This window comes from Mucilaginibacter sp. P25, from assembly GCF_050859465.1.
In the GTDB taxonomy this organism is placed as follows: Bacteria; Bacteroidota; Bacteroidia; order Sphingobacteriales; family Sphingobacteriaceae; genus Mucilaginibacter; species Mucilaginibacter gossypii.
Genome location: NZ_CP193937.1, coordinates 1,183,051 through 1,209,743, shown reverse-complemented (window position 1 = coordinate 1,209,743; position 26,693 = coordinate 1,183,051). Strand labels below are relative to the sequence as shown.

Below are 26,693 nucleotides of genomic sequence, written 5' to 3'. Positions count from 1 at the left end.
GATTTATAATCATATGAAAAGCAATTAGCAGCAATAATTACAAAGAGGATTCGGATCTTACTAAGAGATAGTATGTTACAGATAAGTAAGGGTAGATAAATAGGAGCTAAAAAGTGGGAGCCCGACATGTGCGAACATGTGCCGATTGAACCGGCCACTTTTAACCACCCGTTGGGGCCTTCAAGGTTGAATTTCGGCCAGGGTATGATTCCCCTTCCGGCCGGTTCATAAAACTCTCATCTTAAAATGCCGGGGCTTGTCATAAACTCTTCAACGTTGCAAAGACTTAAGTGGGTGTAACGCTGTTAACTGCCCGGCTTTTATCCTTGCCCGATAGGGAAAGTAATGGACAACGGCACTACCGCTGCTCCCGGAATGAAAATAATTTGATAAGCTCTTACGCAGCATTCGAAATATACTTCACCAGGCTTCTTTTGGCCACCGGCAGCAGCGTTTGTTCAAGCGGAAAAGTGATATCGCTGCGTACATAATAAACCGCAGGATTGGGCATAAACTTGTTACGGTTTATGAGATGCAGTTTAATGCTTTCTGGGGTATTGGTAATACTTTGCTCGTAGGCATCAATAAAAGCTACGTTAATGCCGCGGTATTTATCATCCTTGCCTTCAAAAATAGTGATCTGGTACTCGTAGATCCGGTTGGTGCGTTCCTTGCCATTCTGTAACGAAAAATAACCGTGATAAGGCATTAGAGGGGTAATGCCCACCGGATCGATATTCACATGGCTTTCTACAAAATCATAAATATCCCTGCCGGTTTTTATAGCCGGGTCCATTTTGCCTAAGGCATAGGTAATGATCTGCTCTATCTCCTGCATGCTTTGATCATCCATAATGATCTTTTGATAAGTAAGCTTTACCGCGTCGATATCAGCCTGTGTTAAGCGTTGAGGAAAAGCCTGCTGTAACAGCGATTTATTCTTTTTAAAATCGATGAGGTTGCTGTAATGAAATATCAGGTCGGCCAGGTTGGGATATAACCGGCTGTTATCAAAGTGACTGTTAATCTCCTGAAGGTAACTTAACAGGATATATTTTTTGTATTCAAAATCAATATGACCTTCAATAAACCAGTTTGCGCCTAATTGCCTCATTTTTTCGCCTCCTTTTGATAGCTTAAATTAAACAAAAAACACCAACTTTGCAATATGCCCTATGGAACCCTTTATTTAATTCCTGTACCGCTGGCCGATGACGCGGCTGCAAAATCATTTACACCATACCTTACTGATACCATAAACAGTATCAAAGAGTACATCGTGGAGAATGAAAAAACCGCCCGTCGCTTTTTAAAAGAGGCCGGCTTGAAAACCCCGCAAAGCGAGCTGGTAATCCATGATTATGGCAAGCATAACCGCGACATGGGCAAGGCTGACTTTTTTAAAGGCCTGCAAGCAGGTAATGACGTTGGGCTGATGAGCGAAGCTGGCTGTCCGGGTGTTGCTGATCCCGGTGCTGAAATTGTGGATAAAGCCCACCGCATGGGCATTAAGGTTATACCCCTGGTTGGGCCAAGCTCTATTTTGCTGGCGCTGATGGCTTCGGGCTTCAGCGGACAAAGTTTTGCATTTCACGGCTATTTGCCCATTGATAAGGTGCTTCGTGCTAAAAAGATCAAAGAGCTGGAAAGCACAGCCATAAAGCTTGATCAAACCCAAATGTTTATCGAGACACCTTTCCGCAATAACCCCATGCTTGAGGAGATCCTGAAAGCGGGTAATCCCAAAACCAAGCTTTGCATTGCCTGCGACCTTACCTCCGCAACCGAGTTTGTGCAAACCAAAACCATTGCCGAATGGCAAAAGAAAGTGCCTGATCTGCACAAACGCCCAACAATCTTTTTACTTTATCACGGCAATAAATGACCATAAGCCAGCAGCATACCCCGGTTGTAATAGTGGGCGCCGGTCCGTCAGGTTTGATGATGGCCGCCCAGCTTTTACGCCATGGTGTTCAGCCGGTAATTATTGATAGCAAGCAGGGGCCAACCACGCATTCAAAGGCGCTTGCCGTTCAGGCACGGTCTATGGAGATTTACCGGCAGATGGGCATCATCGATAAAGTGCTCAATGATGGTAAACGGGGAGGAGGTGTACAGTTTAACCAGGACGGTGAAGAGGTTGCCAGTCTTTCGCTTGCCAATGTTGGCGAAATGCAAACGGTTTTTCCATTTATCCAGATGTACCCGCAGAGCAAAAATGAGCGGTTATTATTGGATTTTATTACCCTCAACTGCTGCCCGGTATACTGGAACACATCGCTGCTGTCACTAAGCCAGGATACCGGTAAGGTAACATTGAAGCTGCAAAGCGGCGAGGATAAACAAACCATTACCTGCGATTGGCTGGTTGCGGCAGATGGTGCCCATAGCACTGTGCGCAAGCAACTGAGCATTCCTTTTAATGGCGATACCTACCAACACCAATTTTATTTGGCCGATATAAAAATAGAGGCCGACTTTGGCGATAAGGTTAACCTGTTCCTCTCAAAAAAAGGTTTCGCGGGCTTTTTCCCCATGCCTGATGAACGGAGCTATCGTGTGGTAGGCAACCTGCCCGATGAGTTTGATAAAAAAGACGAGCTTCAAATTGAAGAGGTGTTACCTCATTTGCGGAATGTAACCCAACAACAGATCATTGTTGAACATACCAACTGGTTCACTACCTACCGTCTGCATCACCGCATGGCCGATAAATTCAGGCAGCAGCGCTGCTTTTTAATTGGTGACGCCGCGCATATCCACTCGCCGGTTGGCGGACAGGGGATGAATACCGGCTTGCAGGACGCCAATAACCTGGCCTGGAAACTGGCAGGTGTGGTTAATAACCAGCTTAAGGTATCGGTGTTAGATAGCTATGCGCAGGAAAGGATGCCGGTAGCAAAAGAGCTCCTTAATACTACCGACAGGATCTTTAAAATGATCCTGTCGCGTAACTGGTTCATTAACTTACTGAAGAAATATTTGCTGCCTGTTGTTTTAAAATGGGTATGGAGTAAACCCAACCTTCGCGAAGCCTTTTTTAAACGGGTATCGCAAACCGGTGTCTCCTATCGCGATAGCGCCATAAACCTTAACTTAAGCCATGCCAGCCACATCAAAGCAGGCGACAGGCTACCTTATCTCAAAGTTTTCGACGAAAAACGGGAGGTGGAAACCGATCTGCATGAATGGTGCAATAAACCGGGTTTTACGCTCATCTGTTTAGGCAAGCTCAAAGAGCTCGACCTGTTTACCATCGCCAAATGGATAACCCAAAACTATGGGGCCAGTCTCAACTTTTTTTACCTGCCGCCTTCGACAAAAAATCAACACATTTTCGATGCTTTCGCCATCAAAGAAAACCAAAAAAAGCACTCATCACCCGTCCGGATATGCATATCGGTTTTTTAAATGATGTGGTCGATATTGATATGATGGATAATTATTTACTGAATGTAGTGGGGGTGAAGCCGATCATCGTTCATGGTTCATAGATCATGATTGCCTGCGAATTGTTCCTGCCTGCGTATTTTCGCCATGAACTATGAACCATCAACCATGAACTAATAAACCACCATCACCCAGCCGCTCATTACATTCCCATTCTTTAAATCTATCACATAATAATAAGTTCCTGACGGAATACCCTGGCCGTTAGATCTGCCATCCCAGGCTTCAGGATAGCCTGTGCTTTTAAACAACAGGCCGCCATAGCGGTTAAATACCTGCGTTGTCGAGGTTGGGTAAGTATTCAGCGCCTCTATTGCCCAGGTATCATTAACCCCGTCACCATTGGGTGTAAAAGTATTGGGAATAACTACTTTTTTATAAACACGTACAAATACCTGGTCGGTTGCTTCGTCACCGCAGCCTGAGTTTGATACCACATGCAGGGTGTAGGTGATATCTTCCATTGGTGCAGCTGTAGGCGTAAGTTCAAGGCTGCTGCTCAGGTTATCGGTCGGCGTCCAGTAATAGCTTACGTTGGTTCCTTTGGTGCTGCCGTTAAGTGTTGTTGACTGGCCCTGAGTAATGTACCTGTTGGGCCCGGCATTGGCCATAGGCTTTTTTATAACATCTACTTGTACTGTGGCTGTCGAGGTACAAGTGCCGTTACTTACTGTTACAGTATAAAGTGTATTATCTGTTGGGCTGGCTACCGGGTTAGCGATACTGGCATCTGAAAGGCCCGTTGCCGGCAACCATGAATAGGTTGAGCCTCCGCTGGCGTTTAATGTAACCGAACTCCCCTCGCAAATTGGCTCAACCGCATCAACAGCAGCAACAGGTTGGGCGTTCACTACAACCGGCACGGTTGCTGTGACTTCGCATCCCGAGGATGATTTAACCGTAACCGTGTATGTACCCGCTGCTGCAGCAGTAACGTTATCGATAGTTGGGCTTTGAATGGCCGATGTAAAACCATTTGGCCCTGTCCATTGATAACTCACCCCGGTTGATGCACTTAGCGTTAACGTTGTGCCTGCGCAAACCGGTGTATTGGCCGTTGCTGTTGATTGAGGCGGTGCGCCAACCGTAAGTGTAAGCACATTTGATGCTGACCGGCAAAGTGCCGAATTAATATTACCCGCCTGCGCCGTTACTGCCCGGTAGTAATAAGTACCAGCCACTGACGGCGATGTTATCTGGTAACTTGAACTGGTGCTGTTTGCTCCGGTAAGATCCGTCCAGGCCCCACTGCCGTTTTTGTATTGCCATAAAACGGTATAGCCACTGGGGATGGTTGTGTTGAGTGTATAGGTTTGCGGAACATCTGAACAGGCCGATGCTGTATTGGCTGAGCTTGAAGTGCTGAAGCTGGCCTCTATCACAGGGCCATAAGGCCTGAAAACAATATCATCAATGGCAAGGTCATTGGCAGGGGCACCGCCGGCGCTGTTATTGATCATTTTGATCACGACATCGCCGACACCAGCCGGTAGTGTAAAATTGAACGACTCCTGCACCCATTGATAATTGTTGCTTGTACGGGCAATGGTGCCGGTATTAAAGCTTTGAATAATTGTTCCATCAGTTTTTTCGATGGCGAAAGTGATGTTAGGCGGGCTGATATCATTGCTTCTTAACAAATTCACCACCCAGGCCGAAAACTGGTAGGTGGTATTGGAACATAAACCGGTAATGGCGCGCTTATAAAAATAATCGGTTTTGGATACGCTGGCATTTACCACCATCATATAGCCGCCTGTATTGCCTGTATGGTCTGTGGCCGACCACCAGACATTGCCTGCACCCGCGGTAGTGTTTTCAATGGTATAAGAGCCGTCGCTGGGGAAATTGGCACTGCTATATGTATAACTGGTTGAGCCCGAATCTGCAGGCAAGGCACCAGAATGTGTTGAACTGCCTGAGCCAAAGGTGATGCTCACCACAGGATCGCCGAGGCTTTGCGCGTTTGTTTTACGAACTAATAAAATGAGAAAAAAGCTGATTAGGGGAGTAACTTTTTTGCTTCCAACGGAGTACTGTTTTTAAAAAAGCGCCTGCATGTAACTACTAACACACAGACGCTACTATCGCAACTATTATGAAAAGGGGTACTAATAAACCATTTATGGGGTTATAATTGGTTTATGATATAAATATGGGGGCAAAGCCGGTTTTTATCAATAATGTATCGATGAATAGCGCTTTTGTATTGGTGAATGTAAAAAGGATTGGAAAAAGTTTAAACCGCCTGTAAATAACCAGGTAATCAGTACCTGATCCGTTTGGATAGCTGTAAACAGGGCAGCTCCACCATGCGATAAAACAGGTAAGCAAAACTGATACTCACAGCAATGCCTGTTAAAAACTCAAACGCCCTGAATCCAAATGTTTTTGGCAGGTGCATACCCATAAAAGCTACAAGACTACTCCCAACAACATCATGAGTAAGGTATAGCGAAAAAGAGATTTTGGAAAAAAGGCAATAGCAGGGTGGCGCTTTAAAGGCAGTATTAAAAGGACAAGTGCCAGAAGGCCGGCAACCATAGGAAGCCACCCTGCACTATAAAAACCAATGGCAGTTACAGCTACGCCATATATCAAAACTTCAGTTAACCCTCTTTTACCTGTTAGGTACAGGTAATATAATATCCCAAGAGCAAAAAACGGAAAAACGTTTAACAGTGTTGATCCGGGCACGGGTATAAATAAAGGCAGTAAGCAAATCAGGGGCAGGGAGATGGCGCCCCACTTTTTTATAATAATTGGAAAGAAAACACCGATGAACAGGTAATATTGAAACTCAATCCCCAGCGTCCAGTAAACGGGGTTCAAATAAGGGCGACCAATAAAATTGTTGATATAAGCTAAGTGGGTTAATATGTTACTGATATCGGGCCGGTAATTTGTGTTTAATAAATACCCGGCCAAAATGGTCAATAATATGGAGGCTATGTAAGGGGGCTCAATGCGTGTTATTCTTTTTAAAATGTATTTGGGGAATAAGGCCCAGCTATAATTTTCAGGAATAGCCCAGCAAATTATAAAACCGGATAACAGGAAAAACATCTGCACGCCCAGCCAGCCATAGTGTAAGCCGGGCAATGATTTGCCGCCAAGATGAAACAAAGCTACCGCCAATGAAGCTATTGCCCTGATATAATCAACCTGCTGAATATGTTGCCTTGTTTTATTGTTTGCTAAAGTCATTTATATAAAAGCCAAATGCGTAAAGCTTAAAGCCAATTGATTAATATTATTGATAAGCCGATTAAGAGAATTGCGCTCATTTTACTTCTGTTTTGACCAGTTGCGTGCAAAATCATTGTAGCTTTCGCTTACCGGGAGCTCAACATTTGTAAGCCGCACCTTACGGTTTTGGATAGACCGGATCTTATTAACAGGTACGATATAGCTGCGGTGAATGCGCTGAAATTTGGCGGAGGGCAATTTCTCCAATACCTTTTTCATGGGTATCAGCGTAAGGACGGTTTTATCATTAGTGATATGGATCTTGATATAATCCTCCATACTTTCAATATATTCAATAGTATCCAGGTCTATTTTAACCATGCGGTATTCGGAGTATACATACAGGCTTTCGTCAGTTTCGTCGTCGGCGGGCTTATTTTTGTACTTGTAATAATCAATGGCCTTTTCAACGGCTTTGGTAAAGCGTTTAATATCTATCGGTTTTAAAATATAATCAATCGCTTCCAGTTCAAAACCCTCATACGCAAACTTTTTATAGGCGGTAGTAAATATTACCATGGGTTTTGCCTGCAAAGAGCGCACAAGCTCAATGCCGGTAACATCGGGCATGTTGATATCAACAAAAAGAAGATCTATTGGGGTGTTTTTTAAAAATTCGGCGCCGGTTATAGCATCTTCAAAAGTATTAACCATTTGCAATGCCGGGAAGCGTGATACATATTCGCTTACAAGCCTTAAAGCCAGCGGTTCATCATCAATGGCGATACATTTAAGCACCATAATTTAAGTTTGTAAAGTAAGTTGAACAATATACTCATTATTCAGGCTGCTTATATTTAACAAATGCTTGCCGGAATATAAATATTCCATGCGCTGTTTGATGATGTTTATGCCGATGCCGGTACCCTGGTAATCTCTTTGCCGTACACCAAAGACCCGGTTTTTGCAGTAAAATGAAATATTGCGCTCATTAATATTAATCCTGCTATAAATAGCAGCAGGTTCGCGCTTGCTTACGCCATATTTGTACTGGCCCGGGGGTATTTAAAAAAACAGTGGAAAGGCCATGAACAGTCTTAAGTTAAAAGTCTATGGTTCTAAGTCGCAAGGTAGTATACAGATCAACACTTCAGACTTTCGACTTCTGACTCAAAACTTACCCATGAATAGTTTCACTCTTACCGTAGTTCTGAATTACCTGGGCTTCATATTCCAGAAATTGTTTCCAGCGGGCTTCAACATCAATTTCTTCAGCGTATTTTTTGGCCAGCCGAATAAACATGGAGTAGTGGGTTGCTTCGCTTACCATTAGTTCGTGGTAAAAAGTGGCCAGTTGTTCATCATTAATATTTTCGGACAGCACTTTGAAGCGTTCGCAGCTCCTGGCCTCTATCATGGCCGAAAACAGCAGCCTGTCAATTAGCTGGGCTTCGCGGCCACCGCCGGTGATGATAAATTTTCTGAGCTCGTTCACATAGTTATCCTTCCGCTCGCGGCCGAGGATATAACCGCGTTCCAATATAATATCATGTACGCGTTTAAAATGATCCATTTCTTCCTGCACCAGCAGGGCCATTTCCTGTACCAATTCGCTCAGGTTTGGGTTTTGAACAATAAGGGTAATGGCATTGCTGGCAGCCTTTTGTTCACAAAAAGCATGATCGGTCAAAATTTCTTCAATATTGCTCTCTACCACGTTTTTAACCCAAAGCGGATCGGTAGGCAACTGCAGTTTTAGGATGGTTTTCTCACTCACAGTACAAAGATAGTTTTTGGAGGTGAAAGGTTAAAGGCGAAAGGTAAAAGGTATTTTTACCGTGGAAATAAAAAAATGAAGACCATCTTTATGGGATAGCCTTCGTTATTGGCGCTTGATCCGGTATGAGTACCGGTTGCCGTGTTTAGCACATCATGCCGGCAGTAAAAACCATACCAGCAAGGTTTTTCTATAGCATTAGTTAAATCAACTAAAACTAAGCAGATCAATTGTAAATACCAAAACCGAATTTGCGGGGATGCTTCCGGCCGCACTATTGCCGTAGCCTTCTCTTGAGGGAATCACCAAAATAATCCGACCGCCGGTTTTGACATACGGCAGGCCCGATTGCCAACCCTTAATAAGGCCCTGCAGGCTTTGGTTTATGGTGCCCGAGTCAAATGTAGTTCCATCCAATAGTTTGCCGGTATAGGTTACTTTAACGGTCGAGTTAGTGGTTGGATTTGCACCTGTTCCCTGGGTTACTATCTTGTAATAAACACCAGATCCATCAGCTGTAGCATGAAAAGCAGTGTCGGTACCGACATAAGCTTTAATTGCGGCATCATCCGTGGCTGCCTGTTTTGAGGCATCGAATTTGTCTTTTGAGCACGAGGTTAGGATCACCAATGGGGCGAATACGAATAATAGAAATTTCTTCATTAGTTAATAGTTCTGTTTCTGTTTGGATTAATTTGACGCGCAAAAGCTACAGAACGCTACAATAATTGAAATTATTTTGGGAAGATTAGTTAAATTCTGTTAAATCGACAGTGAACACCAATACCGAATTTTCGGGGATGCGGCCTACGCCATTGGCACCATAGGCAAGGCCCGAGGGTACAATGAGCAATATGGTGCCGCCCGCTTTTACCAACGGGATGCCTATTTGCCAGCCTTTAATCAAACGGTCTAACGAGCTTGAAAAACCGCTTGCTTTATCAACTACCATATCATTTAACAATGCGGCGGTATAATTTACAGTGACCAACGAATTTTCGTTAGGATTCCTCCCCTTACCTTCGGATAAAACCTGGTAATAAATACCGGAGGGGTGTTTCTGCACTTTGATCTGAGGGTTGGCCTTCAGGTAAACGCGTATCAGCGAATCATCTGTTTTGGCTTGTTTAGCACGGTTTAATTTCGCTGAGTTATCACATGACATTATCAGTGTAATAATAACCGCGCTTAGCAATAGAACGTATTTTTTCATGAAGGAGGGCAAATAAAAGCCCCCTTTGCAATAAAGGAGGCTCAGTGTATGTTTTGGGTTGGTTAAACCGTTGTTTTTATTTTTAGTTCGGTCATTTGTGCTTCGGCAATGGTTGATGGTGAATCGATCATCACATCGCGGCCCGAATTATTTTTAGGAAATGCGATCACATCGCGAATTGAATCCAAACCTGCAAATATCGATGCCAAACGATCGAAACCAAATGCTATACCACCATGCGGAGGTGCTCCATATTCAAAAGCATCCATCAAAAAGCCAAACTGTTTTTGTGCTTCCTCCGGCGAGAAACCAAGGTGCTTGAACATCAATGATTGCAAGCCGCGGTCGTGGATCCGGATAGAGCCGCCACCAATTTCGGTACCGTTGATCACCAAATCATAAGCATTGGCACGTACAGCTCCCGGTTCGGTATCCAGCATGGCAATATCCTCTGGTTTGGGTGAAGTGAACGGATGGTGCATGGCATGATAACGGCCGCTTTCTTCGTCCCATTCCAGCAACGGGAAGTCAACAACCCATAGTGGTGCAAAAGTATTTTTATCGCGCAGGCCTAAACGGTTGCCCATTTCCAAACGTAGCTCATTCAGTTGTTTGCGTACTTTATCGGCACCACCGGCCAGGATCAGCATCAAATCGCCTTTTTCGGCATTGAAAGCAGCGGCCCAGTTGGTCAGCTCATCTTCATTATAGAATTTATCGACTGATGACTTCAGAGTACCATCCTCATTGTAACGGCAGTATATCATGCCGGTTACACCGATTTGCGGGCGTTTTAACCACTCGGTAAGCTCATCAACCTGTTTACGGGTATAACCTGCGCAGCCTTTGGCGTTGATGCCAACAACCAGTTCTGCATTGTCAAAAATGCTAAATCCTTTGCCTTTAACAATGTCATTCAGCTCAACAAACTCCATCCCAAAACGCAGGTCGGGTTTGTCAGATCCGTATAAACGCATAGCATCTGAATACAACATGCGCGGCAGTTCAACCAAATCAATACCTTTTACAGTTTTGAACAGGTGACGGGTAAGGCCTTCAAAAATATTCAGGATATCTTCCTGGCTCACAAACGAAAGCTCGCAGTCGATCTGCGTAAACTCTGGCTGGCGGTCGGCACGCAAATCCTCATCCCTGAAACATTTTACTATCTGGAAGTAACGGTCAAAGCCGCTTACCATCAATAATTGCTTAAAAGTTTGGGGCGATTGCGGGAGGGCGTAAAATTCACCTGCGTTCATGCGGCTTGGCACCACAAAGTCACGCGCGCCTTCTGGAGTCGATTTGATCAGTACCGGGGTTTCAACCTCGATAAAATCAAGCTCATCTAAATATTTACGCACTTCCTGCGCCATTTTGTGGCGAAGCACCAGGTTGTTGCGGATAGGGTTACGGCGCAGGTCGAGGTAGCGATATTTGGCACGCAGTTCCTCGCCGCCATCGGTTTCGTCCTCAATCAGAAACGGCGGCAGCTTGGCGGCATTAAGCACTTCAATATCAGTAACGGCAATTTCAATTTCGCCGGTTGGGATTTTGGTATTCTTGCTGGCCCGTTCAATTACATCACCGGTAACTTTGATCACAAACTCACGACCAAGCCCGCGGCTTTTTTCGCGCAAGGTAGCATCTGTATCTGTGTTAAATATCAATTGGGTTAAACCATAACGGTCGCGCACGTCGATGAAAGTGGTACCGCCCAAATCGCGCGATTTTTGTACCCAACCGCATAAAGTAACGGTTTGGCCTAAATGGCTGATATTTAATTCGCCGCAGGTATGAGTTCTAAGCATAACAATGTTTTATAAAAGTCTGCAAAAGTACATTTTTGAGGCGAAAGGAGAAAGGTAAAAGGAGAAAGGTAAGAAAAGAACAGGCCATCATTAATTTTTATTGAAAGGATCGGGATATTTTGGTGTTTGATAGCCCATTCTTTTTTCAATAGCTTTATCCTTTTGAGCCATCTTTTGATATCCGCTGCAAACCTTTCTAAATCAAAGTCATCAAATTTGTATTTGGCAATTATTGCAATTGTTTCAGAAGCAAGACGTTCCGTGATTATTTTTCTCTTTCGTCGTTTTCTATCTTGATAAATTCATTGTAATCAAGCATTATATCCATATAAAGCAATTTCTCTTTTTTTGAATGCCTGATTCGTTGCTTGAAATTAAGTTCCGGATCTCTGCACATGAAAACTACTACAACCCCATTAAGAGAAGTGCCATAATTTCTTTTTTCGAAAAACTCTGTATATCCAAAGTCTGAAAGAGTATGAAGAACTTTATCAACCCTCGTTTCCCAATTAGTATCACTTAACAGGCTAAATTTCATAACTACCGGGGTTGTTTACTATTATAATGTGATTAAGGTTTATCGAAAATAAGTATCTTATCCTATAAATCCGAAGTTCCGCATCCAAAATCCGAAATCAAAACATATCTTTGCCTCAATAATTCTCAAGGGGTGCCTTGCTTTGGTTGCAAAACAAACTGCAGATTGTTCACCAAACTGAAAGACGGGCTGAGATCATACCCAGGGAGTAAGTCAATAAGTACTAAGTTTTAAGCCTTAAGTCAAAGCGACTTTGGACTAACGACTTCCGGCTCACGACTTCCCCCACACCTGATCCGGATAATGCCGGCGGAGGGATAAAGGTAAATAAGTTAAGTGTACTGCCGCGTTACCCTGGCGCGCAGATGGTTTAACTCAATTTTTGTTTTACAACATTTTGAAAAATTTATTTGTGGCTGTTATGGCCCTGTTGTTGCCTGTTATGGCATCGGCCCAGCTTTCCATTTCGGGGAAAGTGACCAATCAATCCGGCGAAGCATTGCCCGGCGCAACTATTACTATTTTAAACCCGCAGCAAAGCACCGTTGCCGACGCTGCAGGTAAGTATAGTTTTAACGATCTGAAAAAAGGCAATTATACCGTTAAAGCCAGCTATATCGGCTATCAACCTTTAACCAAAAGTGTTACACTTGCTGCTAATCAATCAATCAACTTTTTATTGGGCGGCAGTACATTTACTGCTGATGAGGTTACTGTAACGGCTACCCGCGCAGGCAAAAACTCGCCTACAACCTTTACCAATCTCAGCAAAAAAGATCTCGAAAAAAACAACTTCGGCCAGGATCTGCCTTACCTGCTTAACCAAACGCCATCGGTAGTGATCAACTCTGATGCAGGTACAGGTATAGGTTATACGGGGATCCGCATCCGCGGGTCAGACGCATCGCGCATTAACGTAACGGTTAACGGCATTCCTTTAAATGACGCGGAAAGCCAGGGCGCATACTTTGTTGATCTGCCCGACTTCGCATCATCTATCAACACCCTGCAAATCCAGCGTGGTGTGGGTACCTCAACCAATGGAGCAGGTGCCTTTGGCGGTAGTATCAACGTACAAACGGCTACTCGCAGGGATACCGCCTATGCTCAGCTCGATAACTCGGCAGGTTCATACGGTTCACTAAAAAACACCGTAAGCGTAGGGACTGGCCTGCTTGGCGGCAGGTTTAGCATAGATGGTCGCTTATCTCGCATCCGTTCCGACGGGTATATCGCCCGTGCATCATCCCGGTTAAAATCATTTTTTGTAAGCGGTGCTTATTATGGTGATAACAGTACTTTAAGATTAAACGTGTTCTCGGGCCATGAGCGTACTTACCAGGCCTGGAACGGCGTTGCCGATTATGTAATAGGCGATGATACCCGCCCGGATAACCGTACTTATAACGAACTGGGAGATATGGGTAACGGAGCCTTTTATAAAGACCAGGTTGACGATTACCTGCAAAACCATTACCAGTTGCTATACGATAAAAAGTTTTCGGATAAACTGTCGTTCAGCGGGGCCCTGCATTATACTCATGGCGAAGGTTATTACGAAGAGTACAGGAAAGGTGATGCTGTGAGTAATTATGGTTTATCACCTGTCATTTATGGTACCGATACCATTTCAACCACTAATCTTGTTCGCAGGCTTTGGCTTAATAATGATTTTTATGGTGTTACTTATGCCTTAAAATATCAGCCTACTACCAAACTGAACTTCAATCTTGGTGGCGCCTACAATGAATATAAAGGTGCGCATTATGGTAATATTATTTCTGCCGAAGAAAGTATAGGCGTTGGTCCTAACTATCAATACTATCGGGATGATGCAAAAAAGAAAGATTTTAACATTTTTGGCCGCGCCGAATGGCATGTAGACAAATTTTTGTTGTATGCCGATATGCAATACCGTCACATTAATTATTCATTTTACGGTATCGACAAAAACCTTAACAATGCCCAGCAAACAGCGCAGTTAAACTTCTTTAACCCTAAAGCAGGTGTTACTTACCAGTTTAATGAGCACAGTAATGTGTATGCCTCCTTTGCGGTGGGCAACCATGAGCCCAACCGAGATGATTATGTCGACTCGCCTCCGCAAAACCGGCCGAAACCAGAAAACCTGAAAGATTTTGAGGCTGGCTACCGCTTCAGCTCACCTGTTTTTAGTGGGGAGTTGAATGGTTTCTACATGCTATATAAAAATCAGTTGGTATTAACCGGGTCATTGAATGATGTAGGTAGCCCGGTGCGTACCAACGTAAAGGACAGCTACCGCGCGGGTTTGGAATTCAGCGGAAAAGTGAAAATCACTGATCAGTTAAACTGGAGCGCTACCGCAACCCTCAGCACTAACAAGATTAAAAACTATCACCAGTTTTTCTCTAATTATGATGATGGCTCGCTGGTTGAGGAAACATTTGCCAAAACAGATATCGCCTATTCGCCGTCATTTACCGGTTCAAGCGTAATCAGTTACAGCCCTGTTAAAGGCGGAGAAATTGCTTTCATCAGCAAATATGTAGGCAAGCAATACTTAGATAATACCATGAACCGTAATCCCGAAGGTTTTGGCATAGCGCCCGATAATGCGGCTAATCCTTATGCCGCCAACCGTTTGCTGAACAGCTTTTTTGTGAACGATGTGAGGTTGAGGTACAGCTTTAGCGTTCGCTCGGTTAAAAACATAACTGTTGGCCTGCAGGTTAATAATATCTTCAGCGAGAAGTATGAAAACAATGGCGCTACCTACCCGGATATTGAAGGCGGGCATGTAATTAACTATAACTATTACTTCCCGCAGGCGCCGCGAAACTTTATGGCATCGTTGAGTCTGGGATTTTAATGGGCAGCAATTTTATATCGACGCAAATTTTACGAATTTGATCGAATTTCACGAATTGAGGATTAGGATATGAATCATTGGCTCGACCTATTCATTGAACAAATAAAGGAAACTACCTGGCTGCAATGGCTTGCCGTTGCGCTGGGTGTTACCGAGGTGTTGCTGGCCCGCGTAAATAACATATTGTTGTACCCGGCAGGAATATTGGGTACGGCCATCTCGATATTTCTATTGATGGAAGTTCATTTGTATGCCGAATCGGTACTGAACGGCTACTACATTGTCATGAGCGTTTATGGTTGGATCTACTGGGTAAAGAAACGGAACGAGCCGCCAATTAAAATAACCTATTCTACCAAAAATGAATGGATAATAAGCTTAGCTATCAGTATTGTTGGGTGGGTAGTATTTTACTTCCTCATCAAAAACCTTCCTTCTAAGTATTTCACGCCATCAAATGTTCCCGGTTGGGATGCATTAGTGTCATCAACTGCCTGGGCAGGCATGTGGCTGCTGGCACGCCGTAAAATAGAGAACTGGATTTTTTTAAATGTCTCCAACTTCTTCGCGGTACCGCTACAGTTTTATAAAAAATTGCCGCTGTTCGCCATGCTCACCATCTTCCTGTTTATTATAGCGATATGGGGGTATTTTGAGTGGAAGAAACAGGTAGAGGCAGAGCGGTTGGTAGTTGTAGATTAGAGGTTAGAAAAAGTGTTCAATGGCCAGATTGTACCAAGTGTTCAATTTTAAAAAGTGTAAACACCCGGCGTTTTTTGAAAAACAAACATTATTGATAGTCAATACTTTACGAATTGGTTAAAATTCAATTTTAATCAAATTGAACGCCTTGGTTCTGGTAATCAGCACTTTGTGTTTTTAAGGGGCCGAAACGTTGAACACCCGTTTTTCAAAAATTGAACACTGACAAAATACTGTCAGTATCTTTTGTTATCCTGATGGTAAATTGAGTATTGCCTGTTACGCTTTAAGCCTTTTGCTTTCAGCTTTAAGCTAAATAAAAAATGCATCCATCACAAAATTTAAAACCCGAATGGGTTGATATCATACGGAAAGCAGCTCCTGCAGCTGAGCAGGCCGGCAAGCTGCAGCCCGATCAGCTGGCGCTTATTTATGAGCAGGGCTGGTTTAAATTTTTAGTGCCGAAAGTTTATTCCGGTCTGCAATTGGCGTTGCCGCAAATGGTACGGCTGGAAGAAAGTTTGGCCTGGGCCAATGGCAGTTTGGGTTGGGTAGTGACCCTTTGTGCAGGTGCAGGTTGGTTTGGTGGATTTCTGGATCCGGCTTTAGCTGCAGAGATCATGGCCAATCCGCAATTGTGCCTGGCAGGTAGCGGTGCATCAACAGGTACAGCTACCATCAGCGGAGATGGCTATATCGTCAACGGTACCTGGAAGTACGCCAGCGGTGCACATCATGCAACCCACATCACTGCAAATTGTATCATTAAAAAAGGCGATGAAACTGTTTTGAATGATGAGGGCGAACCGCTGATACTTCCTTTTGTTTTCGACAAAAAAGATGTTAGTATTTTTCCGGCCTGGAAATATGTTGGCATGATGGCTACCGGAAGTGATGCCTATGAAGTAAAAGACCTGTACGTTGATAAAAATCGCAGTTTTAAGATCGATCCGCAGTATACGGTTGTAAACGAACCTTTATATCGCTACCCCTTTCTGCAATTAGCCGAAGCAACGCTGGCTGCTAACCTTTCGGGATTAGCCATTCATTTTCTTGACCTGTGCGGACCGGCCTTTGATGAACGGATGAAAAACCCGCGTTTAACCGAGCCGCAAAAAGAATACATTCAACAACTATTGGCCGATCAGATCATTTTACTCAATGAAGTCCGCGCCGAATTTTACCAGGCCGTTGATTGCTCATGGAACAACTTTGACTCGGCCGATAATAACGGCTTGCAGGAAGTAAGTTTAATGAGCCGGAAGCTGGCCAAAGTTTCGCGCGAAAGTGTGGATAAGCTTTATACCTACTGTGGTTTATCTGCCGCCAACCCCGATACGGAAATTAACCAGGTATGGCGGGACCTTCATACCGCTGGTCAGCATTCGCTGTTAACCTTTGAATCGATTGATTAAAAGATATTCATTTAGCTCGTTCGTGACCCCGGAAAAAAATCGGAATGACATTTGAAATTTATTTAAAGATGGTGCATGGGGCTGCGTTAGGGATGGGAGCGGATACCGGCCTGTGGCTAAGGCCTTGTGCAGTATGAGCGTACAGCCCGGGCCGCAGGCAACGCCCATATTTATAAATCAATTAAAAAACGCATCCGATAATCAATAACTTACATTTACGTCATAACGTCCCTTCAGAGCCTCTCGCAGAGAGGCCCTGAGGGAACATAAACTTTATTCCGGTAAAACACACCTTTCGCCTTTTACCTTTATCCTTTCATCTCAAATCAAACCTTCGCAAATTTCTTCACCGTTTCGGTTACATGTGCCAAATGGTGGTTGCTGTGCCATGCGTACAGGGCCAGTCCTTTTTTCAGCGATATCGTTTCGCCCGAGGCCGGATGAACAAAAGTGCGTGCCCATTCGTTTTCGGTGAAACTTTCAAACAGGGCTACAAAATGCTGATGGATGCCTTCCAGCATTTTTAATGATGGCTCAACTGGCAGGCGATAATCTGGTAGTAGCGCCCAGTCGGCCTCTTCATATGGCTTTATAGTTGGATTATTTTCAGTGAGGGCAAGCTTAAAGCGGGTAATGGAATTCATGTGGCTATCGGCCAAATGGTGAATCACCTGGCGCAGTGTCCAGCCGCCGGTGCGGTATGGGGTATCCAGTTCCTGGTAATTAAGGCCGGCAATTGCATGACGCAGCTTCCCCGGCAGGGTAGCAATATCTTCAATCCAGCCGCGCATATCTTCGGTAGTGTATGAAGCCGGGGGCGCAAACTTCCCTATAGGGTATTTCATTTGTTCGTCTGTCATCATAAATGTTAAAAAAATTAAATTAGGCATTATTTTATACTACCACAAGCTTTTGGCCTATTTTAGCGTTCTGTAGATTGTTAATTTAACTAATGAAAAAAAGTTACTGGCCGTACTTTTAGTTTTTAACTGTACGCTATCCTTTGCACAAACCATTAAAACCGATATATTAGTTGTAGGCGGAAGCGCAAGCGGAACAGCGGCCGCCATACAGGGTGCACGAAGCAAACTGAAAACCATGCTGGTTGAACAAGGCCCCTGGCTTGGCGGCAGCATGACAGCTGGCGGGATGAGCATAGTTGAAGGTAACCGCAATTTACCAACAGGCATCTGGGGCGAGTTCAGGCGCAGGGTGCGGGATTTTTATAGCAAAACCCCGGGTTATGATACTGCTTACAATGCTACGCTAAGATTTGAACCCTATACCGGGGCTGCTATCCTCAAAAAAATAACCGATACGGTAAAAAACCTCACCGTAAAACTAAATACCCCATTTACAGGCATTAAAAAAGATGGCACCGGTTGGGATGTAACTATCACCCTCGACGGGAAAACCGCTACCGTAAAAGCTAAAGTAGTTATTGATGCTACCGAAACCGGCGATGTGGCCGCCAAAGCAGGCGAAACCTACGTTTATGGTTTTGAGGCTAAAAAGCAAACTAACGAAGCCCTGGCGCCTGATAATGAATCGACACAGTTGCAGGACCTTAGCTGGATTGCTATTTTGAAAGATTTTGGTGCTGCGGCAGATAAGACCATTGCCAGGCCTGATGGCTATGATGCCGCGGCGTACACTTGCCTTAAGGGTAAGAATATTAAAAAAATGCTTGATGATGGCAGGCTGCCCAATGATAAATACATGATCAAATGGGCCGAATGCGGAAACCAGTTCCTGGTTGCCCCTGATAATTTAAAGCCGGAAAACCGGGAAGCTTTTTATGCCAAAGCACGCTTGCATACTTTAGGATTGATCTACTATCTGCAAACCGAACTGGGCTACAAAAACCTCGGTTTGGGCGAAGGCTTTACTACCCCCGATCATTTGCCATATCTCCCATATTTGCGCGAGGCTGGTCGCGCGACAAAAGGTTTGGTGAGGATGATGCTGGATGATGTGTACAAACCTTACAACCGCGAATCAAAACTTTACCGTACAGCCATTGCCGTTGGCGATGCTTCCCCGGGGCAGCATTATACAGATGCCAATGCTCCGAAAGTTATTTACCCGCCTTTCCCTGCCTATGGTGTGCCGCTGGGGGCTATTGTGCTTAAAGACCTGGATAATTTACTGGTAACGGAAAAAGCCATGTCGGTAACGCACCTGGTAAATGCCAGCACCATGTATCCCTCAGTACAAATGGCTATTGGGCAGGGCGCCGGTGCAACCGCAGCCTATTGCGCCTTTTTTAAAACCACCACCCAAAACTTAAATGTGCGGATAATCCAGGGCGAACTGCTCGACTTTAAAGCCTGGATCATGCCTTTTGCGGATGTTAAACCAACCGATCCGTATTTCAGGGCGATACAACAAATAGGTGCTTCCGGACTATTAAAAGGCGTACAAAAGGCAGATGGCAATACCGCGCGTTTGTTATTTCAGCCTGATTCCTTAGTTGCCACAGCCGAAATCAAACCAACACTGGAAGAGATTTATACCCGGGGCTTTTTATGGTTTAATAAAGAGAAGCCCGGCCCGGTGTTCACGGTAGGAAACCTATTATCGTTTATCAGCGAAACCACGCTAACCGATCCGCATACTTTGGAAATTGCCATGCAAAAGGCCTGGAAAGATCAATATAAATTCAGTTCTGCTTTTGATATGAAACGGCCGGTAACCCGTCGTGAATTTGCTATACTGGCCAACAGGTTTTTTAATCCTTTTGCGCGGTCGGTGGATGTTGCGGGGAGGATGGTGAATTAGAATGTTAAAAACTATGTCATTTCGACCATCGGGAGAAATCTCATACATCAAGTTAGCAAACTGTGCATAGCCGATTGCCGGGCGTAGAAGATTTCTCCTTCGCACCAACACTCAGCCTTCCCTGCTCCATCGAAATGACATTTTTTTGATACCTACAACTCCAACTCCAACTGATCCCCCGGCCCAAGCTCCTTATCATCCCGCTGCTTAACAGGCAATTCGCCAAAGTTTGAAAGCGAAATGCCCAACAGCCGTACTTTTACATCATCAACACCTGTTGCAGCCATCAATTGTTTGGCTGTATGGTTGATCGTTTCAAGTTCGTTTACCGGTGTGGGAAAGGATTGATTGCGGGTGATCTGTTTAAAATCGTGGTATTTTACCTTGAGGGTAATGGTGCGGCCTTTCAATTCATATTTAAGCAGCCGGTTATGAACGGTGACTGCTATTTTATCAAGCTCAGCCTCCATTTCCTCAAGAGTTGTCAGGTCATAAGCGAAAGTATCTTCGGCACCCAGGGATTTAGTTTCGCGGTGGGGTTGGACTTCCCTGTTATCAATGCCGCGCACTATCTGGTAGTAAAACCTGCCCACTTTACCAAAGTGTTTTACAAGGTCACTTTCTTCCAGTCGTTTCAGGTCGGCCCCGGTGTGCAGGCCCATCTGTTTCATTTTTTGAGCGGTTACCTTGCCTACACCAAAGAATTTTTCGACAGGCAGCTGCTCCATAAAATTTTCGATGCTTGATGGCCCGATAAACTTCAGGCCATCGGGCTTATTGATGTCAGATGCTATTTTGGCTACAAATTTATTGATAGACACCCCGGCCGAAGCGGTGAGCTGCAGTCTCGTCTTTAATAGCCTGTTTAATGAGTTTGGCTATTTCTATGGCCGAGCCGATGTCCTTCTTATCGTTGGTTACATCCAGGAAAGCTTCATCTAAAGAGAGCGGTTCTATCAGGTCGGTATAACGGCTAAAGATCTCCCGGATATGCTGTGATACCTCCCGGTATACATTAAACCTTGGCCTTACAAACAATGCATGCGGGCAAAGTTGCAATGCCTTTTTCGATGACATGGCCGACCGGATGCCAAACTTCCGGGCCTCGTAACTGGCGGTGGCCACCACACCTCCCCGACCTTCGGGCAAACCGCCCACCACCAAAGGTTTACCCCGGTACTCCGGAAAATCCCGCTGCTCAACCGACGCGTAAAAAGCATCCATATCAATATGGATAATTTTACGATGGGTATTTGGTGATTGCTCCGTCATTCCGATAAAAGCAAATATAGCTGGGTTGCAGGCCTGCTGCAATTGTTGATAGCAGGCTTAGGCGTTTCTAAACTCAAGTGCTACAGCAAACGCAATGTTATTAAGTTAAGGGATTGACGGGTTGCACCAGAAGTGCAGAAGGTTTGTAGGAATCAAATAAACAGTTTTTAGTGTGCCAGAGGTACACAACCCCGGTGTTCGGTATTAACTTGCGCTCGTTTTTAACGAGTATGTAACTGGGTTTGCGTTTATAACGCACGGGCAATACAATCGCCAAACCATATTAAGCGCTTGTTGCAAACGAGCGCAAGATTGGAAGATTAGTCTTTTACAGTAAGCGCGGACGCTTACCTTTCCTATTATTCAAGCGAAGGACGCTTGAACGTGCAAAAGGAATCTGAAAAATCAACTCTCCGTATCTCCCGGCAAAAATTGAAGTTTTTGTTGAAAATACACATCCCAGCTGTGCTGTTGCTTACGATCTGTCATGTGAGCCGTGTCCTCATCATAATCGGCATTGAGCTGTTTATACTTGGCGTCGATACGGTTAAAAATGGCCATGGCTTCGTAGTTGTAATTATTGCTGAAACGGGTGTTGCTTACTATGCGTAACAGCTCCTGCTGCTCTAAAAACGCAATGGTGTAATGGCCCTGCTCATGTTTCAGTATTTCGCTGAGTTGCTGCGGCGTATTAACCCTGCTTTTATCAAGCCATGATTTATTGTTGTTAAGGATGAGCCTGATGTTAAAATTAAGCCGGTAACCCCTGCCTTCGCGCCGGGCCCGGTACCGGTAATCGATGGTGCAGTTGGTATAAGCTACAACGCCGCCGGCATTAGCCCGCGGCGTTCCCCAAAAATCATTGGCAGTTAACTGGTGAAATGACTGTGCCGAAGCAGGCGCAATCATCATTAAAACGCACATGGCCGCAGGGCCTATCACTTTCACTATATTTCTTTTCATTTAAAAAACTGGCGGTTTCAAACTTTTACTTTTTGACGTTGTCGGTATGTAAAAGGTTTAAGGCCATCATTTCTTTTAATGTATGTTGCATCTGATCGGTTGAGCCATCCAGGAAAATAACATTCCCTTTTGAGTTTTCGGAAAAGTGTTTGATGGATTCTGTCCACATGGTGAACAAAATCACCGAGGTATCCATGTTAGCTTCGGCCATTTCTTTAGCGGCTACAGTCATACCGCGGGCAACTTCCTCGCGGAACAGCGCAATACCCTGGCCACGTAATTGAGCTGCCTCACGCTCGGCCTGGGCCGAAATTTTGATGGCGTTACCCTCTGCCTCGGCAGCTTTGGTTTTGGTGATGAGCAGGGCCTGGCCTTCGTTTTCGGCAGCGGCCTTCAGGTTGTTTGATGCCACCACCTGGCTCATTGATTTCATGATCACATCATCAAAAGTAATATCGTTTAACTGAAGGTCCTGCAGGTGGTAGCCCCAGCCTTCCAGTATCACATCCAGTTGCTCTTTTACGTGTTCCACAATATCGCGGCGTAATATCAGTACCTCGCTCTGGCGTTTGGTGGCTACAAAAGCACGGATGGAGCCTTCAACCGTACGGATCAGGGCCTGCATCAGGTTGCGCTCGTCAACAAATTTAAAAGCTACGTTTTTGATGGTTTCTTCCTGCTGGTCCAATACCGAGTACAGCAGCATGGCCTTAAAATACACATTAGCCTGGTCGTAAGTTACCGCCTGGAACTCCAGCTCAACCGAGCGGTTTTGGATAGAGATTTTGGAGTAAATGTTTTCGATAAAAGGGATCTTGAAATTGAGTCCCGGGGTTAGGATGCGGCGGTATTTGCCAAATACGGTGATAACTACTATAGTGCCCTGTTTTACAGACACAAACGAGGTAAAAATAGTAATAAGGATAACAACAAAAATGATGATTGTTATCAATGATCCAAATGATTCGGGCATGGTTTGGTTTATTATGTTTAAAATAAAAGTAGCATTAATTATTGGTGTGTTATTTGTTTTTTAAAAAATGCTTATAAAAAACAACACACCTGTCATGAACTTAAAACGAACTTTTGGAGCTATATTGAGCGTGCTTGGTATAGTTGGCCTTATTTATACCGGTGTAGCTATTATAAACCATAGCGCGCAAATAACCACCATGGTGGTAATTGGTATTATCTCATTAATATTTTTTACAACGGGTATCAGCCTGGTGCGTAATACTAAGGATGAAGCAGCTTAGATGTGCACATTAGCTGCAAATTGCATAGTTTACTCACCCGGTCTACGCTTCGCTGGACCACCCTCTCTCCGGCTGTGCCGCAAAGAGGGTTGGAAAAATTAAAATCCCCTCTTTGCGCAGCATAGAGGGGTGACGAGCGTAGCGAAGTCGGGGTGAGTCCACACGTTGGCTTAATTTACCCTATGTCTTTTTTATCTGCTGAGATTTTAAATAGCCGGGTTAAGGCTGATCTCGCCCGTGTCGGATATAAGTAATCCCGCATCGGGGAAATCAGCTTCTGTAAGTTCCCTGATCCGGATAGCAGCACGGTTAAGCGAATCAAGTTCAAGCCCTTTATCATGTGCTTGCCTTAGGGATATGATGCGTCCGTTTAAAAACTCCCCCTTTTTGTTCAGCTTTACTTTTAATAATGGCGCCAGGCCGCAAACCCCTGCCACACTTACTGATTTATAAGTACAAAAGTTACCGAGACTGTAAGCGATCAGCCGGTTTTTATAAACCTCCATTGCCCGGCTCACGTGCGGGCCATTGCCCAATATAATATCCGCACCGGCATCAATAGCATTATGGGCAAAGGCATTTACATCGCCACGCTTTTCGCTGATGAATGATTCCATTGCAAAAGGAATATGTTCATAAGCTACACCCTCGCCACCACCATGAAACGATACAATGAGAATATCACACCGTTGTTTCAGTTGGCTTATGATATGGGTAGCGTTCTTTAGGTTGAGAATAGGCAGGGTATTGGCATTGGGGGCAAAAGCGCAAAAACCATATTTAACACCGTTGCGTTCGAACACCGTGGAGGGGTGGCTAAGCAGTCCGCCATAATTAATCCCTATGCTGTCAAGCACATGAGTGGTGCTCATCCGGCCGGTATCGCCAAAATCGCCTATATGGTTATTGGCCAGGCTTAGCAAGTCAAAACCGGCGTCTTTGAAAACGCCTGCATAGGCTGTAGGCATCCTGAACAGATAAGCCTTACTTCGTTGATGCAGTTTATAATGGGCAGGGTTCCCTCCGTCAAGCAAGCTGCCCTCAAGATTGCCAAAGGTTACGTCGGCGTTTCTTAGTTCGTCGGCAATAACATTAAAGCTGTTTTTAGCACTGTCGGGCGGGAGGGTATAATTATTAGGGTAAGAGGTTCCGAGCATCATATCGCCAACAGCGGCAATGGATATGGATGAATCATGCTGAACAACGGCTGTAGTTGTTGTAGCGGCAGTATCGGGTTTAGGTGCAGGGGCCAGGATTTGTTTTTTATTTGGCGGATGGTTACAAGCCTGTAAAAACAGCGCCAGGCAGGCTGCCGTAAGCAATAAAAATTTCATTATAAAAAAATCCCCTCACCGGGATGAAGGGACCAAATTAGTTTATTTATTTCAAAATCGTTTAGTTTTTGCTTTCGTCTACGTCGTCGCCCATATCGTTGCTACCCGTCGATGCCGAACCTTTAAACTCATCCTTAAATGAAGCTAACAACCTGCCGCCTTTATAAAAGAAACGGCTGTAGTAAGCGTCGTCAAGACTACTGATGGCTACACCCCTTGACGAGGCATGAGCAAATTTATTATTACCTAAATAAATACCTACATGCGAAATGCTGCGGCTGTGGATCTTAAAGAAAACCAAATCGCCTTCTTTTAACTCATCCTTACCAACAGGGTTAACCATGCTGAAAATATCGCGTGAGTTACGTTTAATATCAAGGTTAAAAACTTCGCTGTACAATTCTTTGGTGAAGGCTGAGCAGTCAATGCCTCTTCTTGAGCTTCCGCCAAAATGGTAAGGGGTACCAATCCAATCGTAAACAAAGTGAAAAAGTTTCATGTTTGAGGTAGCAGATAAAGCAACTCCCATAATTTGGGAAAAGTATGCTTTACCTAAACTTTCCTGGTCGTCTTTGTTATCATCACTGGTGCTTTGGGCACTTTTGGTTTGAGCTTGTGAAGCTACGACGCTGAAAAGTAAGGCAATAGCCAGGGCAAATTTCTTCATTTAATCAGTTTGTTTGTTGAGTTAGGACAACAAATTGTTTATTAAATCAGACACTATGTCTATCGTGCTCTACAAAACTATTTATATTTTTTAAAATTGCAAATAAATGCAGCTTATTTTTCAAAAAATATAAAAAAGTGCTTTTTATTACACACCCTTTTAATAAACAGGCTTTTGTACGTGTATTAATGTAATTTGGTTGTAATTATTTAAAGGCTTTTTTTAGTCTTTCGCGAAAAACAACCCTTCTAAAACTTCGCAAAACGATAATTTATTGCCTCTTGGTGTGTTTTTTTAAGTTCTATTTTAACCCAATGGGGTATGCCAAACTTATAAACAGCCGGTTTGTTGTGTTTAAATACACTTTAAGGCCACCAAATAAAATTTTGCAACAATTTGCTTGAGGTTTCGATATTTTGCAGGATATAATTAGATTTGCGCTTTACTCCAAAAAGGTTGTTTAATACATGAGTTCAATCGAAATAAACAAGGACACCTACCTGATGTGGTACGAACAGATGCTATTGATGCGCAGGTTCGAAGAAAAAACAGGACAGTTATACGGACAACAAAAGATCAGGGGCTTTTGCCATTTATATATTGGGCAGGAGGCTGTTTTGGCCGGAGCCATGTCTGTAATTAAACCTGAAGACAGTATGATCACCGCATATCGCGATCATGCCCATGCACTTGCTAAAGGTGTAACTCCAAACGCCATTATGGCCGAAATGTATGGTAAAGCTACCGGATGCTCAAAAGGCAAAGGTGGTTCTATGCACATGTTTGATAAAGAAAAACATTTTTATGGTGGTCACGGCATTGTGGGCGGCCAGGTACCGCTGGGTGCCGGGATTGCTTTTGCCGAAAAATATAAAGGTACCGAGTTTGTGAACATTGCCTATATGGGTGATGGTGCCGTACGCCAGGGCGCGCTTACCGAAACCTTTAATATGGCTGCGCTTTGGAAACTGCCTGTAATTTTTGTTTGCGAAAACAATGGTTATGCCATGGGTACTTCTGTTGAGCGTACAACCGCGCAGACTGATATTTATAAATTAGGCCTGCCTTATGGAATCCCTTCATCGCCGGTTGATGGTATGGACCCTGCTGCGGTACACGTAGCAATGGACGAAGCTGTTCAGCGCGCGCGTGCAGGCGAAGGACCAACCTTCCTTGAAATGCGTACTTACCGCTATAAAGGTCACTCCATGTCCGATCCGCAAAAGTATCGTACTAAAGAGGAGTTGGAAAGCTATAAAGCGAAAGACCCTCTTGAGGCTACCAAACAAACTATCCTTGCCGAAAAATATGCTGATGAAGCATGGTTTGACGAAATGGACGCTAAGATCAAAGCTATTGTTGACGAAGCTGTGAAGTTTGCTGAAGAATCGCCATGGCCGGATGCATCTGAATTATATACAGATGTTTACGTTCAAGAAGATTACCCTTATATAAGGGACTAAGTTTTAAGTCGAAA

The 26,693-nt window shown here is 44.3% G+C and carries 23 protein-coding genes and 1 pseudogene; 8 read left to right on the top strand and 16 right to left on the bottom strand.

Annotated elements, in window-relative coordinates; all coding sequences use genetic code 11:
• Nucleotides 1-397: 397 nt before the first annotated feature.
• On the bottom strand, nucleotides 398-1,114 hold the full coding sequence (locus ACRQ5D_RS06355) for a hypothetical protein (RefSeq protein ID WP_091167317.1): 717 nt from the start codon (nucleotides 1,112-1,114) through the stop codon (nucleotides 398-400).
• A gap of 54 nt (nucleotides 1,115-1,168) precedes the next feature.
• Here ACRQ5D_RS06355 and ACRQ5D_RS06350 point away from each other — a divergent pair, with 54 nt between their 5' ends.
• Both ACRQ5D_RS06350 and ACRQ5D_RS06345 read left to right on the top strand, forming a co-directional pair.
• On the top strand, nucleotides 1,169-1,885 hold the full coding sequence (locus ACRQ5D_RS06350) for an SAM-dependent methyltransferase (protein WP_091167319.1): 717 nt from the start codon (nucleotides 1,169-1,171) through the stop codon (nucleotides 1,883-1,885).
• Nucleotides 1,882-3,411, top strand: coding sequence for an FAD-dependent oxidoreductase (locus ACRQ5D_RS06345; protein ID WP_432328562.1), 1,530 nt, complete (start codon nucleotides 1,882-1,884; stop codon nucleotides 3,409-3,411). The genes ACRQ5D_RS06350 and ACRQ5D_RS06345 overlap by 4 nt, the downstream gene beginning before the upstream one ends.
• 152 nt (nucleotides 3,412-3,563) lie before the next feature.
• Here ACRQ5D_RS06345 and ACRQ5D_RS06340 read toward each other — a convergent pair whose 3' ends face one another.
• The 9 genes from ACRQ5D_RS06340 to ACRQ5D_RS06300 all read right to left on the bottom strand — a co-directional run bounded on the left by ACRQ5D_RS06340 (nucleotide 3,564) and on the right by ACRQ5D_RS06300 (nucleotide 11,975).
• Nucleotides 3,564-5,390, bottom strand: a complete 1,827-nt coding sequence (locus tag ACRQ5D_RS06340) for a gliding motility-associated C-terminal domain-containing protein (RefSeq protein ID WP_431199268.1) — start codon at nucleotides 5,388-5,390, stop codon at nucleotides 3,564-3,566.
• Between the two features lie 326 nt (nucleotides 5,391-5,716).
• On the bottom strand, nucleotides 5,717-5,854 hold the full coding sequence (locus tag ACRQ5D_RS06335) for a hypothetical protein (RefSeq protein WP_431199267.1): 138 nt from the start codon (nucleotides 5,852-5,854) through the stop codon (nucleotides 5,717-5,719).
• Between the two features lie 11 nt (nucleotides 5,855-5,865).
• Nucleotides 5,866-6,657, bottom strand: coding sequence for an acyltransferase family protein (locus tag ACRQ5D_RS06330; RefSeq protein WP_431199266.1), 792 nt, complete (start codon nucleotides 6,655-6,657; stop codon nucleotides 5,866-5,868).
• A gap of 81 nt (nucleotides 6,658-6,738) precedes the next feature.
• Nucleotides 6,739-7,440, bottom strand: coding sequence for a LytR/AlgR family response regulator transcription factor (locus tag ACRQ5D_RS06325; RefSeq protein ID WP_091167329.1), 702 nt, complete (start codon nucleotides 7,438-7,440; stop codon nucleotides 6,739-6,741).
• Between the two features lie 376 nt (nucleotides 7,441-7,816).
• Entirely contained in the window at nucleotides 7,817-8,416 is a 600-nt protein-coding gene (locus tag ACRQ5D_RS06320; RefSeq protein ID WP_218134403.1) for a tRNA-(ms[2]io[6]A)-hydroxylase, read from the bottom strand.
• A gap of 207 nt (nucleotides 8,417-8,623) precedes the next feature.
• The gene (locus tag ACRQ5D_RS06315) at nucleotides 8,624-9,079 is read right to left on the bottom strand and encodes an FKBP-type peptidyl-prolyl cis-trans isomerase (RefSeq protein WP_091167332.1); all 456 of its coding nucleotides are present in this window, start codon (nucleotides 9,077-9,079) and stop codon (nucleotides 8,624-8,626) included.
• A gap of 85 nt (nucleotides 9,080-9,164) precedes the next feature.
• Nucleotides 9,165-9,581 (bottom strand): FKBP-type peptidyl-prolyl cis-trans isomerase, encoded by a 417-nt coding sequence (locus tag ACRQ5D_RS06310; RefSeq protein WP_432328561.1) that lies wholly within the window; start codon nucleotides 9,579-9,581, stop codon nucleotides 9,165-9,167.
• A 110-nt stretch (nucleotides 9,582-9,691) separates the two neighbouring features.
• The gene (gene aspS / locus ACRQ5D_RS06305; RefSeq protein ID WP_091167337.1) at nucleotides 9,692-11,437 is read right to left on the bottom strand and encodes an aspartate--tRNA ligase; all 1,746 of its coding nucleotides are present in this window, start codon (nucleotides 11,435-11,437) and stop codon (nucleotides 9,692-9,694) included.
• 265 nt (nucleotides 11,438-11,702) lie between these two features.
• Entirely contained in the window at nucleotides 11,703-11,975 is a 273-nt protein-coding gene (locus ACRQ5D_RS06300; RefSeq protein WP_432328560.1) for a hypothetical protein, read from the bottom strand.
• Between the two features lie 397 nt (nucleotides 11,976-12,372).
• On the opposite strand from ACRQ5D_RS06300, the gene ACRQ5D_RS06295 reads away from it, so the two are divergent.
• The 3 genes from ACRQ5D_RS06295 to ACRQ5D_RS06285 all read left to right on the top strand — a co-directional run bounded on the left by ACRQ5D_RS06295 (nucleotide 12,373) and on the right by ACRQ5D_RS06285 (nucleotide 16,943).
• Nucleotides 12,373-14,826: a TonB-dependent receptor gene (locus ACRQ5D_RS06295; RefSeq protein ID WP_369596626.1), complete on the top strand. Its 2,454-nt coding sequence runs from the start codon at nucleotides 12,373-12,375 to the stop codon at nucleotides 14,824-14,826.
• Between the two features lie 69 nt (nucleotides 14,827-14,895).
• Nucleotides 14,896-15,528: a nicotinamide riboside transporter PnuC gene (pnuC, locus tag ACRQ5D_RS06290; RefSeq protein ID WP_431199263.1), complete on the top strand. Its 633-nt coding sequence runs from the start codon at nucleotides 14,896-14,898 to the stop codon at nucleotides 15,526-15,528.
• A gap of 323 nt (nucleotides 15,529-15,851) precedes the next feature.
• Nucleotides 15,852-16,943 (top strand): acyl-CoA dehydrogenase, encoded by a 1,092-nt coding sequence (locus ACRQ5D_RS06285; protein ID WP_431199262.1) that lies wholly within the window; start codon nucleotides 15,852-15,854, stop codon nucleotides 16,941-16,943.
• Between the two features lie 326 nt (nucleotides 16,944-17,269).
• Here ACRQ5D_RS06285 and ACRQ5D_RS06280 read toward each other — a convergent pair whose 3' ends face one another.
• Complete coding sequence (locus ACRQ5D_RS06280) at nucleotides 17,270-17,806, bottom strand: YfiT family bacillithiol transferase (protein ID WP_090532080.1); 537 nt, start codon at nucleotides 17,804-17,806, stop codon at nucleotides 17,270-17,272.
• A 73-nt stretch (nucleotides 17,807-17,879) separates the two neighbouring features.
• On the opposite strand from ACRQ5D_RS06280, the gene ACRQ5D_RS06275 reads away from it, so the two are divergent.
• The gene (locus tag ACRQ5D_RS06275) at nucleotides 17,880-19,724 is read left to right on the top strand and encodes an FAD-dependent oxidoreductase (RefSeq protein ID WP_432329723.1); all 1,845 of its coding nucleotides are present in this window, start codon (nucleotides 17,880-17,882) and stop codon (nucleotides 19,722-19,724) included.
• 152 nt (nucleotides 19,725-19,876) lie between these two features.
• Here the strand turns inward: ACRQ5D_RS06275 and dinB are convergent.
• The 3 genes and pseudogenes from dinB to ACRQ5D_RS06260 form a co-directional block, all read right to left on the bottom strand.
• Nucleotides 19,877-20,996: pseudogene (gene dinB / locus ACRQ5D_RS06270) on the bottom strand (DNA polymerase IV).
• 405 nt (nucleotides 20,997-21,401) lie between these two features.
• Complete coding sequence (locus ACRQ5D_RS06265; protein WP_432328559.1) at nucleotides 21,402-21,959, bottom strand: DUF922 domain-containing protein; 558 nt, start codon at nucleotides 21,957-21,959, stop codon at nucleotides 21,402-21,404.
• 25 nt (nucleotides 21,960-21,984) lie between these two features.
• Nucleotides 21,985-22,932, bottom strand: coding sequence for an SPFH domain-containing protein (locus ACRQ5D_RS06260; protein WP_090534803.1), 948 nt, complete (start codon nucleotides 22,930-22,932; stop codon nucleotides 21,985-21,987).
• A gap of 94 nt (nucleotides 22,933-23,026) precedes the next feature.
• On the opposite strand from ACRQ5D_RS06260, the gene ACRQ5D_RS06255 reads away from it, so the two are divergent.
• Nucleotides 23,027-23,215, top strand: coding sequence for a hypothetical protein (locus ACRQ5D_RS06255; protein ID WP_090534854.1), 189 nt, complete (start codon nucleotides 23,027-23,029; stop codon nucleotides 23,213-23,215).
• A gap of 206 nt (nucleotides 23,216-23,421) precedes the next feature.
• Here ACRQ5D_RS06255 and ACRQ5D_RS06250 read toward each other — a convergent pair whose 3' ends face one another.
• Both ACRQ5D_RS06250 and ACRQ5D_RS06245 read right to left on the bottom strand, forming a co-directional pair.
• Nucleotides 23,422-24,549 (bottom strand): CapA family protein, encoded by a 1,128-nt coding sequence (locus tag ACRQ5D_RS06250; RefSeq protein WP_432328558.1) that lies wholly within the window; start codon nucleotides 24,547-24,549, stop codon nucleotides 23,422-23,424.
• 61 nt (nucleotides 24,550-24,610) lie between these two features.
• Nucleotides 24,611-25,216: a C40 family peptidase gene (locus ACRQ5D_RS06245; protein WP_112658808.1), complete on the bottom strand. Its 606-nt coding sequence runs from the start codon at nucleotides 25,214-25,216 to the stop codon at nucleotides 24,611-24,613.
• 467 nt (nucleotides 25,217-25,683) lie between these two features.
• Here ACRQ5D_RS06245 and pdhA point away from each other — a divergent pair, with 467 nt between their 5' ends.
• On the top strand, nucleotides 25,684-26,679 hold the full coding sequence (pdhA, locus tag ACRQ5D_RS06240; RefSeq protein WP_090534807.1) for a pyruvate dehydrogenase (acetyl-transferring) E1 component subunit alpha: 996 nt from the start codon (nucleotides 25,684-25,686) through the stop codon (nucleotides 26,677-26,679).
• The last annotated feature ends 14 nt before the right edge of the window (nucleotides 26,680-26,693 follow it).